Below are 14,163 nucleotides of genomic sequence, written 5' to 3'. Positions count from 1 at the left end.
GGAGGACCCGTGGCCGACCTGCACGTGCCCGTGAACCCCGTCCGGTTCGTCACCGCCGCGAGCCTGTTCGACGGGCACGACGCCGCGATCAACGTCATGCGGCGGCTGCTGCAGAGCCAGGGTGCGGAGGTCGTCCACCTGGGCCACGACCGCAGCGTGGCCACCGTCGTCCGGGCGGCGCTCGAGGAGGACGCGCAGGGCATCGCGCTGAGCTCCTACCAGGGCGGGCACGTCGAGTACTTCTCCTACCTGGTGGAGGAGCTGGCGCGGCACGGCGCCGGCCACGTGCAGGTCTTCGGCGGGGGCGGCGGCGTGATCGTCCCCGAGGAGATCGCGCTGCTGCGCTCCCGCGGCGTGCGCATCTTCGCCCCCGAGGACGGCCAGCGCCTCGGCCTGCCCGGCATGATCAACGAGCTCATCGCGGCCTGCGACGTCGACCTGACCGCCGAGGGCCCCGACGTCGAGGCCCTGCTCACCGGCGACCCCGCCGCCCTGGCCCGCGCCATCACGGTGCTCGAGGCCGGCGCCGACCCCGAGCTGGCCGAGCGGGTGACCCGGGAGGCGGCGCAGCGGCACGTGCCGGTCCTGGGCATCACCGGCACCGGCGGGTCGGGCAAGTCCTCGCTCACCGATGAGCTGCTCCGCCGGCTGCGGCTGGACCAGGAGGACAAGCTGCGCATCGCCGTCCTCGCCGTCGACCCCTCCCGCCGCCGCGGCGGCGGCGCACTGCTCGGCGACCGGATCCGGATGAACGCCCTGGAGACCGGCGACCGCGGCTCGACGTTCTTCCGCTCGCTGGCCACCCGCACCGCCGGCGCGCAGGTGCCCGAGCACCTCGACTCCGTCATCGCCGCCACCAAGGCCGCGGGCTTCGACCTCGTCGTCGTGGAGACCCCGGGCATCGGGCAGGGCGACGCGGCGATCCTGCCGTTCTCCGACGTCTCGCTGTACGTGATGACGCCGGAGTTCGGCGCCGCGTCGCAGCTGGAGAAGATCGACATGCTCGACTTCGCCGACGTCGTCGCCGTGAACAAGTACGAGCGCCGCGGCGCCGAGGACGCCCGCCGCGACGTCGCCCGCCAGCTGGTGCGCAACCGCGAGGCGTTCGGCCAGAGCTGGGAGACCATGCCGGTCTTCGGCACCAGCGCCGCCCGGTTCAACGACGACGGGGTCACCGCGCTGTTCCAGGAGCTGAAGAAGCTGCTGGCCGGCAAGGGGCTGTCGCTGGCCACCGGCGTGCTGCCGACGGTCGACGTCATGGCCTCCACCGGGCTGACCAGCGTCGTCCCGTCGTCCCGGTCCCGGTACCTGGCCGACGTCGCCGACACCGTGCGCGGCTACCACCGCACGACGGCCGAGCAGGCCGCCCTCGCCCGCGACCGCCAGCACCTGCGGACGGCGGCGGGGCTGCTGGACGGCGACGCCGCCGAGGCCGCCCGCAGGAGGGCCGACGGCATCGACCTGCTCCCGGGCACCGTGCACCTGCTCGACGAGTGGCCGCAGCTCGTGGCCGACTACTCCGGCGACGAGTACACCTACACGGTCCGGGGCCGGGAGATCGCCGTCCCGCTGACCCGGGAGACCCTGTCGGGCAACACGGTGCGGCGGGTGTCGCTGCCGCGCACCGACGACCACGGCCAGCTCGTCGGCTGGCTGCGCTCGGAGAACGTGCCCGGCCGGTTCCCCTACACCGCCGGCGTCTTCCCGTTCAAGCGCGACGGCGAGGCACCCGCCCGCATGTTCGCCGGCGAGGGCGACGCGTTCCGCACCAACCGGCGCTTCCAGCTGCTGTCCGAGGGCCAGCCGGCGACCCGGCTGTCGACCGCGTTCGACTCGGTCACCCTCTACGGCCGCGACCCCGACCCGCGCCCGGACGTCTACGGCAAGGTCGGCACCTCGGGCGTCTCGATCGCCACGCTCGAGGACATGCAGGTGCTCTACGACGGGTTCGACCTGTGCTCGCCGTCCACCTCGGTGTCGATGACGATCAACGGCCCCGCCCCCGCGATCCTCGCGATGTTCCTCAACACCGCGATCGACCAGCGGCTGGCCGCCCACCCCGACGAGGACCCGGCCGAGGTGCGGGCGTGGGTGCTGGGCAACGTCCGCGGCACGGTGCAGGCCGACATCCTCAAGGAGGACCAGGGCCAGAACACCTGCATCTTCTCCACGGAGTTCGCGCTGCGCTGCATGGCCGACATCCAGGAGTGGTTCATCGCCGAGAAGGTGCGCAACTTCTACTCGGTCTCGATCTCGGGCTACCACATCGCCGAGGCCGGGGCGAACCCCATCAGCCAGCTCGCCTTCACCCTGGCCAACGGGTTCACCTACGTCGAGGCCTACCTGGCGCGCGGCATGTCCATCGACGACTTCGCGCCCAACCTGAGCTTCTTCTTCTCCAACGGCATGGACGCCGAGTACACCGTCATCGGCCGGGTCGCCCGCCGGATCTGGGCGGTGGCGATGAAGGAGCGCTACGGGGCCAACCCGCGGGCCCAGCAGCTGAAGTACCACGTGCAGACCTCGGGCCGGTCGCTGCACGCGCAGGAGATGGACTTCAACGACATCCGCACCTCGCTGCAGGCGCTGTGCGCGATCTACGACAACGCCAACTCGCTGCACACCAACGCCTACGACGAGGCCGTCACCACGCCCTCGGCGCACTCGGTCCGCCGGGCGCTGGCCATCCAGATGATCATCGACCAGGAGTGGGGCCTGGCGATGAACGAGAACCCGCTGCAGGGCTCCTTCGTCGTCGACGAGCTCACCGACCTGGTCGAGGAGGCCGTGCTCGCCGAGTTCGACCGGATCGCCGAGCGCGGCGGCGTGCTGGGCGCCATGGAGACCGGCTACCAGCGCGGCCGGATCCAGGACGAGTCGATGCTCTACGAGCACCGCAAGCACGACGGCTCGCTGCCCATCGTCGGGGTGAACACCTTCCTGGACCCGCACGCCGCCGAGGAGGCGCCGCAGACCGTGGAGCTGGCCCGGGCCACCGAGGAGGAGAAGCAGTCGCAGCTGCGGCGGCTGGCCGACTTCCACGCCCGGCACGCCACGGAGGCGCCGGCCGCGCTGTCGGCGCTGCAGGACGCCGCCATGCACGGCGGCAACGTCTTCGCCGCGCTGATGGACGCCGTCCGGGTCTGCTCGCTGGGCCAGATCAGCGACGCGTTCTTCGAGGTCGGCGGCCAGTACCGGCGCAACGTCTGATGGACCCGATCGAGGAGGCCGGGCGGCAGTGGTCGGCCCGGGGGTGGGACGACGCCACCCCCGGGATGCTCGCCGTCACCTCGATCATGCGGGCGCAGGCGATCGTGCAGGCCCGGGTGGACGCCGTGCTGCGCCCCCTCGGGCTCACCTTCGCCCGCTACGAGCTGCTGCAGCTGCTGTCCTTCACCCGCGAGGGCTCGCTGCCCATGACGCGGGCCGGCGCCCTGCTGCAGGTGCACCCGGCGTCGGTCACCAACGCGGCGCAGCGGCTGGAGGCGGCCGAGCTGGTGGTGCGGCGGCCCTCGCCGTCCGACGGCCGGGTGGTGGTCGTCTCGGTCACCGACGAGGGCCGGCGGCTGGCGGCCAAGGCCACCGACGCCCTCAACGCCGAGGTCTTCACCCGCCCCGGCCTGGCCCCGGAGAGGGTGCGCGACCTGGTCGACGTCCTCCGCGAGCTGCGCGCCGACGCCGGCGACCTGGGGTGACCGCCCTGCACGACGACCTGGGGCACCCCGTACCGCTCCCGCACCCGCCGCGGCGGGTGGTCTCCCTCGTCCCGTCGCTGACCGAGGCGCTGGCGGTCACCGTCCCCGACCGGCTGGTGGGCGCGACCGACTGGTGCACCCACCCGGCCGACCTCGACGTCGCGCGGGTGCGCGGCACCAAGAACCCCTCCCTGGCCGCGGTCCGCGAGCTGGCACCCGACCTCGTGGTGGCCAACCAGGAGGAGAACCGGGAGCTCGACGTCCGCCGGCTGCGGGAGGCCGGAATCCCGGTCTGGGTGACCCGGATCGAGACCCTGGACGACGCCTTCGCCTCGATGCGCCGGCTCCTCGTCGACGTCCTGCAGGTGCCGGCACCCGCCTGGCTGACCGCCGCCGAGCAGGCCTGGGCGCCGCCGCCCGGGCGCGGCCCGCGGGTGGCCGTGGCGATCTGGCGCGACCCGTGGATGTGGGTGGGCGCGCGCACCTTCACCGGCGACCTGCTGGCCCGGCTGGGCTGCACCAACGCCGTCACCGCCGAGCGCTACCCGCAGGCCGACCCGGCCGCGGTCGACGCCGAGCTGGTGCTGCTGCCCGACGAGCCCTACGTCTTCACCGCCGACGACGGGCCCGAGGCCTTCCCCGGCCGGGCGACCGCGCTGGTCAGCGGCCGGCAGCTGACCTGGTACGGCCCGTCACTGGCCACCGCCCGCGCCGACCTGCTGGACGCGGTCGCGGGTCAGAGCAGGATGCCTCGCTGGTAGGCGGTGGCCACGGCCGCGGCGGGGTCGGCGGCGCCGAGCTTGCTGCACGTGCCCGAGGCGCGTCGTCACCGTGGCCTCGCTGACGAACAGCGACGCCGCGATCGCCCGGTTCGGGGTGCCCTGCGCGACCAGCCGCAGCACCGCCAGCTCCCGGTCGGTCAGCCCGCCACCGGTCTCCCCGCGCAGCCGGGACACCACCTGGGTGGCCACCGCGGGCGAGAGCACCGACTCACCTGCCGCCGCGGCCCGCAGCGCGGCGACCAGCTGGTCGGGGCCACCCGGCCACCGGCCACCACCGTGACCCGGTCGCACAGCTGCTGGGCCTCCTCCATGAGGTGGGTGACCGGCACGACCGTCGTCCCGGCGTCGCGGACGTCGCGGACCAGGTCCCAGGTCTGCCGGCGGGCCTCGGGGTCCAGGCCGGTGGTCAGCTCGTCGGGGTCGACCGGGTCGTCGTGGCAGGCGGCGACCAGCTGCACCGCCTCCCGGGCGGTGAGCTCGGCCGGCAGGCCCGAGCTCTGCAGCTGGACGCCGAGCAGCCGGGTGACCGCGCCGCGGTCACGCCAGGGCACGTGCCCGGCGACGGTCACGGTGCCGGCGTCGGGGCGGGTCAGACCGGCGACGCACTCGACGGTGGTGGTCGTGCCCGCCCCGTTGGGGCCCAGGACGCCGACCACCTGCCCCTCGGCGACGTCCAGGTCCAGCGAGTCCACCGCGACCGTGCGGCCGTAGGTCTTGCGCAGTCCGCGCACCTCGATCAGAGCCATGCCCCGACCCTGGCGGGCCGAGCCGGCCGGTGGCATCCACCGACCGGCTCGAGCTCCCTCGACCGATCGGCTGCGCCGGCGGTCAGCTGGTCCGCGTCGCGGTCACCAGGCGTAGTCCAGGAACTTGCCGTCGAGGGTGATCACCACGCGGGCACCCCCCGGGTCGGGGCGCCGGGTGATGTCGACCTTGAAGTTGATGGCGCTCATGATCCCGTCGCCGAACTCCTCGTGGATCAGCTCCTTGAGGGCCGGGCCGTACACGGCCAGGGCCTCGTGCAGCCGGTAGATCGTCGGGTCGCTCCGCAGCGCCGGGTCGGCGGTGCGGTACGGCTGCAGCTGCAGCGCCTCGACGACCGCCTCGTCGAGGTCGAGGAACGCGCCGGCCCGCTGCGCCACCTCGCCGGGGACGGGGTGCTGGCCGAGCAGCGCCGCGGTCGTCCAGACCACCGGGGTGCCCAGCTCGTCGGCGATCGCCGTCCAGGTCAGGCCCTTGCGCACCCGGGCGGTGCGCACGTGGTCGGCGGCCTCGGCCTTGGTCATCAGGATGCTCACGGTGCTCTCCTCGCGTCTCAGACCGCAGCCGGGCTGCGGTCGTCGGTCGTGCTGGGGGCCGGATCGCGCTTGCTGCCGGTGCGGGCGTAGGTGGCGTACAGGGTCAGCCCGACGAACGTCAGACCGCCCACCAGGTTCCCGAGGACGGTCGGCAGCTCGTTCCACAGGATGTAGTCGCCCAGGGTGAAGTCTGCGCCGAGGAACAGGCCGATGGGGAACAGGAACATGTTGACCACGGAGTGCTCGAAGCCCATGTAGAAGAAGATGATGATCGGCATCCACATCGCCATCACCTTGCCGGGCACACTGGTCGACATCATCGCGGCGACCACGCCGGTGGAGACCATCCAGTTGCACAGCACCCCGCGGATGAACAGGGTCAGCATCCCGCCGGCGCCGGCCTCGGCGTAGCCGACGGTGCGGTCGTGCCCGATCTCGCCCAGCCTGGCGCCGACCTCGTCCGGCCCGGTGGAGAAGCCGGTGGTGACGACCACCGCCATCATCAGCGCGACGGTGAGCGCGCCGAGCAGGTTGCCGAGGAACACCAGACCCCAGTTGCGCAGCATGCTGCGCCAGGTGACCCCCGGCCGCTTGTCCAGCAGCGCCAGGGGCACCAGGGTGAAGACCCCGGTGAGCAGGTCGAAGCCCATCAGGTAGATCAGCGAGAAGCCGACCGGGAACAGCAGCGCACCGAGCAGCGGGTTGCCGGTCTGCACCGTGATGGTCACCGCGAAGGCGGCAGCCAGGGCCAGGATCGCACCAGCCATGAAGGCCCGGATGACGGTGTCGCGGGTGGACATCAGCACCTTGGACTGGCCGGCGTCGATCATCTTCGTGACGAAGGTGGGTGGGTCGACGTAGGACACGGGACTCCTCCGGGTCGGGTCGTGGGCAACCCGATCCTGTGCAACTGGTGTGCCGTCCCTGTGATGCCGAGGTACCGACCGGATGACGGCGACCGCACAGGTCGGGGTGGGTGACGGTGCGCCGGGGCGGGTCTACAGTCAGGCCTGACCGTTCCAGCGCCGGCAGCGGAGCCGGCGCTCCACGAGAGGAGTCGCCGGATGCGCGACGCAGTCATCGTCGAGGCCGTGCGCACCCCCGTCGGCAAGCGGAACGGCGGCCTGTCCGGCGTCCACCCCGCCGACCTGTCCGCGCACGTGCTGCAGAGCCTCGTGGGCCGCGCCGGCCTCGACCCCGCCCTGGTCGACGACGTGGTGTGGGGCTGCGTCTCCCAGAGCGGCGAGCAGACCTTCGACATCGCCCGCACCGCGGTGCTCGCCGCGGGCTGGCCCGAGTCGGTCCCCGGCACCACCGTCGACCGGCAGTGCGGCTCCTCCCAGCAGGCCGTGCACTTCGCCGCGGCCGGCCTCGTGGCCGGGCACTACGACGTCGTCGTCGCCGGCGGCATCGAGTCGATGTCCCGGGTGCCCATGGGCTCCTCGCGGGGCAACCAGGACCCGATGGGCCCGCGGTTCCAGGAGCGCTACGACGGGGTCTCCCCCAACCAGGGCATCGGCGCCGAGATGATCGCCCAGCGGTGGGGCCTCTCGCGCACCCAGCTCGACGAGTTCGCCCTCCGCTCGCACGAGCGCGCCGCGGCCGCCCAGGACGAGGGCCGCTTCGACGCCCAGCTCGCCCCGGTCGACGCCCCCGAGGGCCGGGTGGGCGCCGACGAGGGCGTCCGCCGCGGCGGCACCGTCGAGGCCCTCGCCGGGCTGAAGACCCCGTTCCAGGCCGACGGCGTGGTCAGCGCCGGCAACGCCAGCCAGATCTCCGACGGCTCGGCCGCGCTGCTGATGATGACCGGCGAGAAGGCCACCGAGCTGGGCATGACCCCGATCGCCCGGGTGCACAGCGTGGCGCTGGCCGCCGACGACCCGGTGATCATGCTGACCGCGCCGATCCCGGCCACCAAGAAGGTGCTCGACCGCTCCGGCCTGCGGCTGGACGAGATCGGCGTCTTCGAGGTCAACGAGGCCTTCGCCTCGGTCCCGCTGGCCTGGCTGGCCGACATCGGCGCCGACGAGAAGGCGCTCAACCCGGTCGGCGGGGCCATCGCCCTGGGTCACCCGCTGGGCGCCTCGGGCGCCCGCATCATGACCACGATGGTCCACCACATGCGCGACAACGGGATCCGCTACGGCCTGCAGACCATGTGCGAGGGCGGCGGCCAGGCCAACGCCACCATCCTCGAGCTGCTCTGACCCACCGGGCGGCCCGCTCAGCCCCTGATCGGGTGGGCCGCCCGGTGAGCGCCGAACAGGCGCATGGCCTCCTCGACCGAGCTGGCCCAGTCGATGGGCGCGCCGCTGGCCTCGGTCGAGCGCTGCATCTGCATCGCCAGCAGGGGGTTGTCCAGCACCCCGACCGAGAACGCCATGCCCTTCTCGAAGGCCAGCCCCATGGTGGCCTCCTGGACCGCCTGCACGTCCGGCGGCGACGGGGCCATCGCGCGCATGTCGGCGAGGATCATGAACTGGGCGGGCGGGTCGGCCAGCGCGGTGCGGAAGTCCCGCTCGAAGGCGCGCATCTGCTCGAGGGTGAAGCTGCCCGACTGCACGAAGTCCAGCCGGCGCGCGGCGTGGTCCCACGTCATCCGCCAGGTGCCCGGCTCGACGGGGGCCTCGCGCAGCCGGATGCCGCCCAGCACCCGGTCGACCCGCTGGGTGATCCGCTGCAGCTCGTGCACGGCGGCCTCGTTGCGGCCGGCCTGCACCGACGCACCGGCCGCGTGGCCGGCGATGGTCTCGATGGCCGACACGATGGTGGCGGTCTCCACCGACACCGCCGACGTCGCCGAGGTCAGCTCGCCCGTCGTCGCCGTCTGCTCCTCCACGGCGGTGGCGATGGACTGCTGGTACTCGCTCATCCGCGCCACCACCTCGCGCACCTCGGCGACCGCGTCGGCCGCCGCCGAGGACTCCTGGCGGATCCGCTCGACGGTCGCGGCGATCCGCTCGGTCGCCCGGGCCGACTCCTGGGCCAGGTCCTTGACCTCGGTGGCCACCACGGCGAAGCCCTTGCCCGCGTCGCCGGCCCGGGCCGCCTCGATGGTGGCGTTGAGCGCCAGCAGGTTGGTCTGCTCGGCGATGGCGGAGATGGTCTTCACGACGTCGCCGATGCTCACGCTGGAGCGGTCGAGGGCGACCATCAGGTCCGCCGCCCGGGCCACCGCCTGCACGCCGACCGTCGCGGCGCCGGCCGCCTCCTGGGCGTTGCGCGCGATCTCGCCGATCGCGGCCTGCATCTGCTCGCCGGCCGCGGCCATCGCGCCGACCTTGGCCGACACCTGGTGGGCGGACCCGGTGATGTCCGCCGCGGCGGCGGAGGTCTCCCGCGTCCCGGCGGCGATGGTGCTGCCGGCGTCGGCCATGATCTGCCCGGCCACGCCCAGCAGCTCCGCCTCGGCGGCCAGCGGCCGCAGCCGCTCCCCCAGCTCGCCGACCGCGTCGTCCAGCGACGACCCGCCCGCCGCGGTCAGGTCACCGCGGGACAGCGCCCGGGCGAGGTCATCGGGGCCGGCCACGGGACCGGCCGGGGCCCGGACGGCGGCCACGACCAGGAGGGCCAGCAGCCCGGCCGCGGACAGCACCAGCCAGGTCGGGGCGCCGAGCACCACCGCCGCGCCCACGAGCAGGGGAGCACCCGCCGCCACCGTTGCGTTGCGCGCCACCCCGACCTCCTCCGCCGCCCGACCACCGGACCCGGGTGGAGGATCGGCAGGTCGGAGGCCGAATCCACTCCAGGACCCGACGGTCTCGCTGTGACCTCAGCCCGGGTCGGTGACCACCACCCGGACGGCGCGGAAACGGTCGGGGGTGGTCAGCAGCTCCTGCTTGGTGGGCTCCCCCACCTCCACCGGCTCCAGCCGGCGCAGCGCCGCCAGCGGCGCGAGCCGGCGGTCGGCCAGGACGTCGTCCACCAGGCCCCGGTCGCCGCCGGTGGCCAGGGCCGCGCAGGACCCGGCGTGCGGCAGCAGCACCCGGACGGCGGTCTCCACCGCGTGCTCCACCACGGCATCGGTCTGGTTCGCCCGGCGCCGGGCGAAGCGCTGCTGGGACCACCCGCCCGCCGCGGTGCGGCCCTGCACCTGCCGGGCGTCCACCTTCGACACCACCAGGTCGCCGCCGTCGAAGACGCCCACCGCCCACCGGCCGCGCCGCACCAGCAGCACCGCGACCCGGTGCGCGGAGCGGGCCGCGGTGCCCAGCCGGGTCAGCGCGGCCGGGCCGGGACCGGTCCACCCGAAGGGCGGCGCCAGGCGGAGCTCCGCGCCGTCCGCGCAGGTCACGGTCACCCCGTCGGCGTCGGGACGGACGTCGGTGAAGGACCCGTGCCGGGCGGCGGCGTTGTCCAGCCAGCGCTCCACGCGGGCGGGGGGCACCAGCACGAGCCGGCCGCCCCCGGCGGCGGGCCGGGACCGGGTCACCGGGCCCACCCTGCCAGGGTCAGGCGGCGAGCGCGGACACCCGCTGCCGCCACCACGCGGCGAAGGCGGGGGCGGGCAGCGCGCGGGAGTACAGCCAGCCCTGGGCGTGCGGGACGCCGAGCTCGGCCACCAGCTCGCGGTGCGCCGGGGTCTCGACGCCCTCGGCGGTGACCTCGACCCCGACCGCGGCGGCCAGCGCGACCACCCCGGCGAGCACCCGGCGGGCGTCGGGGGCCTGCGCGGCGGCGGTGCGGTGCGGGCCCGGCAGCAGCGAGCGGTCGGCCTTCAGCACGCCGAACGGCAGCCGCCCGAGCAGGCCCACCCCGGCGTGGCCGGCGCCGAAGTCGTCGAGGGCGAGCGTGATGTCGGCGTCGGCCAGGGCCTGCACCGCAGCCAGCCGGGCCGGGGTCAGGGTCAGCTCGTCGTGCTCCACGACCTCCAGCATCAACCGGTCGGGGAGCACCCCGGCCCGCTCGCAGGCCCGCTGCACGGTGCCGACCAGCTCGGGCGAGTGCAGGCTGGTGCGGCCGAGGTTGACGCCCACCCGGTGCACCCGGATGCCCGCGGCGTCCCAGGCCGCCAGCTGGCCCAGGGCCAGCTGGAGCACGGCGGCGTCCAGACGCCGGCCCAGGCCCGCGCGCTCCGCCACCGGCACGAAGGTGTCCGGCGGCAGCAGGCCGAGCCGGGGGTGGCACCAGCGCACCAGCGCCTCGGCACCCAGCGGGTCACCGTCGGCGATGCCCACGACCGGCTGGAAGTGGACCTCGAGCGACCCGTTGCCGGGCACGCCGGCCAGCGCACCGCGCAGGGCGCCCACCAGGCTCGAGGTCGTCACGGACGCATTGTCGAACGACGTCGTCCGGAACTGCAGCCCGAACCGGTGATCTCCCCCGCACGAGGGGTCAGCTGCTCACCGTGGGTCAGGACACCCCGTGCCCACGGACGTACGGCAGTCCGGCGGCCACCCAGGCGTGGAAACCGCCGACCACGTCGGTGGCGGTGGAGAGCCCGATCGAGCGCAGCGCGTCCGCGGCCAGGCTGGAGGTGTAGCCCTCCGAGCAGAGCACGACGACGTCGACGTCGTAGCCGGTGGCCTCGGGCAGCCGGGCGTCGCTGGCCGGGTCGAAGCGCCACTCCAGCACGTTGCGCTCGACGACCAGCGCGCCGGCCACCCAGCCCTCGCGATGACGCTGGGCCGCAGGGCGGATGTCCACCAGCAGGCCGCCGGCGGCGACGCGGGCCGCGGCCTGCAGCGGGGTCACCCGGTCGATGCGGGCCCGCGCGGCGGCGAGCAGGTCGTCGACCGAGACCGCGCCGGCCGGGCGGGTGCGGGCGGGCTCGAGGAGGGCGGTCACCAGTCCACCCCGGCGCGCTCGGTGCCGGTGCGGACCAGCTGGCCGCCGTCGACCCGGTAGGTGTTCATCAGCGTGAGCCGGGGGGCGTAGACGTGCACGCTCACCGCCGGCTCGTGCAGGGTGTTGACCACCTGGTGCACGTAGTGCGCGCCGAAGAAGCGCACCCGGCCGGCGACCAGGTCGGCGGTGCTCTGCCGGGCGGTCGGGCCGGTGCCGCGGGCGACGACCCGCTCGGTCAGCGTGCCGCGGGCGACGGCGAAGGCCCCGGCGGAGGCGCCGTGGTCGTGCAGCGGGGTGCCCTGGCCGGGCAGCCAGGACAGCAGCCAGATCTGCGCGTCGTGCAGCTCGGCGTGCAGCGAGGCGTCCAGGGCGTGGGCGACGTCGGCGGGCTCGAGCAGCGAGGTCCAGCGGGACTCCTCGCGGTACTCGACCCGGTCGGCCCACAGGTCGGTGCGGATGGCGAGGGCCACGGCCAGGGCGGCGGCGCCGGCGGGGGCCTCGGCGGGGGTGGTCAGGGCGGTGGGCAGCACGGTGCTGGTCACGGGGGTGTCTCCAGGAGGGGGCGCGGCGGGACGCAGGGGTCCGCGCGGCGGGGTGACGGGGGTCGGGGCTGGGGTGTGGTCAGCAGCCCGGACACAGCGCGCTGGCGACACGCAGCAGGTCCACGGCGGACCTCCGGTGCAGCTCGAGCGAGTACGTCACGCGGAAGAGGACACCACACCGGGCTCCCCGGTGCAACCAACCACACCGGATTGGTGCACTTTCTCTCAGCGGGCGAGCGCGGGGTCCCCGGCGTGCTCGGCAGGGACGACCAACAGCCGCTGGAAGAGGGCCACCACGACGCCGGCGCCGGCCGCCGCGGTGGTCGCGACCAGGAACGCGGCGTTGGCGCCGACCACGTCCACCACCTTGCCCGACACCGAGGCCCCCAGCGCGACCCCGATCGCCAGCGCGGTGCCGATCCAGGTGAAGGCCTCGGTCACCGCCGACCTCGGGACCAGCACCTCGGCCAGGGTGAAGGCGCTGATCAGCGACGGGGACACCGCCAGCCCGGCGAGCACGACGAACGGGATCATCAGCCAGAGGTCGCCGACGACCACCAGCGGCAGGCTGGTCACGACGAAGACCGCCAGCACCACGAGCAGCCGCCGGCGCACCGGGGACCGGAAGTGCACGGTGCCCCAGCCGATGCCCGACACCATCGAGCCGACGGCCAGCGCGGCGATGAGCACGCCCGAGTAGGGCTTGGCGCCGACCTGGTCGGCGAAGGCCACCAGCGCGATCTCCAGCGTGCCCAGCATCGTGCCGACCGCCAGCCCGACGACGAACAGCACCCGCAGCCCGGGCGTGCGCATCGCCGAGGGGCCCTGCCGGGCCTCGTGCCCGTGCGCCGGGGGCTCGGTGCGGCCCTGCGCGGCGAAGGCCAGGCTGCCGACGACGGCGAGGGTGAAGGCGGTGACCACGCCCGAGGTGGTGTGCCCGGTGGTGGACAGGAAGGTGACCAGCACCGGGCCGACGATGAAGACGAACTCGTCGACCACCGACTCCATGGCCAGGGCGGTGGGCAGCCGCGGCGTGCCGCGCAGCAGGTGGGTCCAGCGGACCCGGATCATCGACCCGACCGGCGGGATGCAGGCCCCCGCCAGGGCGGCGGTGGCGAACACCAGCCACAGCGGCCAGCCCTCGCGCACGGAGAACAGGAACCCGAACCCGGCCAGCACGAACACCGCGAGCACCGGCAGCAGCACCCGCCGCTGGCCGACGGTGTCGGCCAGCCGGCCCAGCACCGGTCCGCTGATCGCGGTGGCCACCGCCCCGGCCGCGGCCACGCCGCCGCCCAGGCCGTAGGAGCCGGTGTAGTCCTGGACCAGCAGCACGCTGCCCAGCCCGATCATCGACAGCGGCAGACGCCCGATGAACGCCGCCGCCACCATCGGCAGCACGTGCGGCGTGCGCAGCACGTGCAGGTACGGGTTGGGCACGGGGAGGTGGCCTCCGGCGGGGTCGGCGGTGTGCGGGCCCCGACGCTAACCGCCGCGCGGGCCCGGTGCCCGCACGAGGGTCAGGACGGCGGCAGCGGCGGACGCTGGTAGGGCTCGGCCCGCGGGTAGGCGTTCGTACCGGCCTCCGGCGAGCGCCAGGCCTGCGGCTGACCGTCGGGTACGGCGGTGAACCCGTCGTCGTCCTCGTCGTCGTCCCGTCGGGCCCGCCGCCGGCCGCCGGGCAGCAGGCCGACGACGACGAGCAGGGCCCCGAGCAGCAGCGCGGTGCCGCCCTGCAGGCCGGCGGGCAGACCCACCTGCAGCTGGTCGACGCCGGTGTCCACGCCGGCGTAGAAGGCCGGTCGCACCCAGGCACCCACGCCGGCGGCGAGCAGGGCGAGCCCGCCGACCAGCGGGGCCAGCGGGGACATCCGGCGCAGCGCGGCCAGCAGGCCGAACAGCACCCCGGCCGCGGTGACGAGCACCAGCCCCGTGGTGCTCGTCCCGCCGTCCCGCCCGGCCACCTCGCCGACCCCGAACAGCAGGACGGCGGAGGCGACCGCGACGAGGACGGCGCCCAGCACGATCCCGAACAGGTGCCGCATGCACGGAACCTACT

15 protein-coding genes are annotated in these 14,163 nt (G+C 74.6%); 4 read left to right on the top strand and 11 right to left on the bottom strand.

The features are described from left to right. Nucleotides 1-9: 9 nt before the first annotated feature. From icmF to BLT39_RS05675, 3 genes are read left to right on the top strand one after another with little or no spacing between them, the layout of a single operon-like run. Complete coding sequence (icmF, locus tag BLT39_RS05685; RefSeq protein WP_091060268.1) at nucleotides 10-3,210, top strand: fused isobutyryl-CoA mutase/GTPase IcmF; 3,201 nt, start codon at nucleotides 10-12, stop codon at nucleotides 3,208-3,210. Next, a complete protein-coding gene (locus BLT39_RS05680) occupies nucleotides 3,210-3,695 on the top strand; it encodes a MarR family winged helix-turn-helix transcriptional regulator (protein WP_091060265.1) in 486 nt (161 codons plus the stop codon). The genes icmF and BLT39_RS05680 overlap by 1 nt, the downstream gene beginning before the upstream one ends. Continuing rightward, complete coding sequence (locus BLT39_RS05675; RefSeq protein ID WP_091060262.1) at nucleotides 3,692-4,456, top strand: helical backbone metal receptor; 765 nt, start codon at nucleotides 3,692-3,694, stop codon at nucleotides 4,454-4,456. The genes BLT39_RS05680 and BLT39_RS05675 overlap by 4 nt, the downstream gene beginning before the upstream one ends. Here the strand turns inward: BLT39_RS05675 and BLT39_RS23485 are convergent. The 4 genes from BLT39_RS23485 to BLT39_RS05655 form a co-directional block, all read right to left on the bottom strand. Continuing rightward, complete coding sequence (locus BLT39_RS23485; protein ID WP_423221481.1) at nucleotides 4,388-4,597, bottom strand: LuxR C-terminal-related transcriptional regulator; 210 nt, start codon at nucleotides 4,595-4,597, stop codon at nucleotides 4,388-4,390. The two genes, BLT39_RS05675 and BLT39_RS23485, sit on opposite strands and share 69 nt — an antisense overlap. A gap of 17 nt (nucleotides 4,598-4,614) precedes the next feature. Beyond that, nucleotides 4,615-5,223 carry an ABC transporter ATP-binding protein gene (locus tag BLT39_RS22915; protein WP_109502108.1) on the bottom strand — a complete coding sequence of 203 codons (609 nt, stop codon included), beginning with the start codon at nucleotides 5,221-5,223 and terminating at the stop codon, nucleotides 4,615-4,617. Nucleotides 5,224-5,325: 102 nt separating this feature from the next. Beyond that, nucleotides 5,326-5,775, bottom strand: a complete 450-nt coding sequence (cynS, locus tag BLT39_RS05660) for a cyanase (RefSeq protein ID WP_165640162.1) — start codon at nucleotides 5,773-5,775, stop codon at nucleotides 5,326-5,328. A gap of 17 nt (nucleotides 5,776-5,792) precedes the next feature. Further along, nucleotides 5,793-6,641, bottom strand: a complete 849-nt coding sequence (locus tag BLT39_RS05655) for a formate/nitrite transporter family protein (protein WP_091060259.1) — start codon at nucleotides 6,639-6,641, stop codon at nucleotides 5,793-5,795. A 198-nt stretch (nucleotides 6,642-6,839) separates the two neighbouring features. Between BLT39_RS05655 and BLT39_RS05650 the strand changes: the two genes are divergently transcribed. Further along, nucleotides 6,840-7,982: a thiolase family protein gene (locus tag BLT39_RS05650; protein WP_091060256.1), complete on the top strand. Its 1,143-nt coding sequence runs from the start codon at nucleotides 6,840-6,842 to the stop codon at nucleotides 7,980-7,982. Nucleotides 7,983-7,999: 17 nt separating this feature from the next. On the opposite strand, the gene BLT39_RS05645 is transcribed toward BLT39_RS05650, so the two are convergent. The 7 genes from BLT39_RS05645 to BLT39_RS05615 form a co-directional block, all read right to left on the bottom strand. Beyond that, nucleotides 8,000-9,451 carry a methyl-accepting chemotaxis protein gene (locus BLT39_RS05645; protein ID WP_091060252.1) on the bottom strand — a complete coding sequence of 484 codons (1,452 nt, stop codon included), beginning with the start codon at nucleotides 9,449-9,451 and terminating at the stop codon, nucleotides 8,000-8,002. A gap of 96 nt (nucleotides 9,452-9,547) precedes the next feature. Further along, nucleotides 9,548-10,207: an acVLRF1 family peptidyl-tRNA hydrolase gene (locus tag BLT39_RS05640; protein ID WP_091060249.1), complete on the bottom strand. Its 660-nt coding sequence runs from the start codon at nucleotides 10,205-10,207 to the stop codon at nucleotides 9,548-9,550. Between the two features lie 19 nt (nucleotides 10,208-10,226). Next, nucleotides 10,227-11,042 carry an EAL domain-containing protein gene (locus tag BLT39_RS05635; RefSeq protein ID WP_165640161.1) on the bottom strand — a complete coding sequence of 272 codons (816 nt, stop codon included), beginning with the start codon at nucleotides 11,040-11,042 and terminating at the stop codon, nucleotides 10,227-10,229. An 85-nt stretch (nucleotides 11,043-11,127) separates the two neighbouring features. After that, nucleotides 11,128-11,562 carry a rhodanese-like domain-containing protein gene (locus BLT39_RS05630; RefSeq protein WP_207507645.1) on the bottom strand — a complete coding sequence of 145 codons (435 nt, stop codon included), beginning with the start codon at nucleotides 11,560-11,562 and terminating at the stop codon, nucleotides 11,128-11,130. Continuing rightward, on the bottom strand, nucleotides 11,559-12,104 hold the full coding sequence (locus BLT39_RS05625) for a cysteine dioxygenase (protein ID WP_207507643.1): 546 nt from the start codon (nucleotides 12,102-12,104) through the stop codon (nucleotides 11,559-11,561). The genes BLT39_RS05630 and BLT39_RS05625 overlap by 4 nt, the downstream gene beginning before the upstream one ends. Before the next feature lie 225 nt (nucleotides 12,105-12,329). Continuing rightward, on the bottom strand, nucleotides 12,330-13,544 hold the full coding sequence (locus BLT39_RS05620) for an MFS transporter (protein WP_091060244.1): 1,215 nt from the start codon (nucleotides 13,542-13,544) through the stop codon (nucleotides 12,330-12,332). Nucleotides 13,545-13,624: 80 nt separating this feature from the next. Continuing rightward, nucleotides 13,625-14,149, bottom strand: coding sequence for a hypothetical protein (locus tag BLT39_RS05615; protein ID WP_091060242.1), 525 nt, complete (start codon nucleotides 14,147-14,149; stop codon nucleotides 13,625-13,627). Between the last annotated feature and the right edge of the window lie 14 nt (nucleotides 14,150-14,163).

The organism is Klenkia brasiliensis (genome assembly GCF_900100695.1).
GTDB classification, from domain to species: Bacteria; Actinomycetota; Actinomycetes; order Mycobacteriales; family Geodermatophilaceae; genus Klenkia; species Klenkia brasiliensis.
Note: the sequence above shows the minus strand (reverse complement) of the source record. Positions and strands in the feature narration are given on the sequence as shown.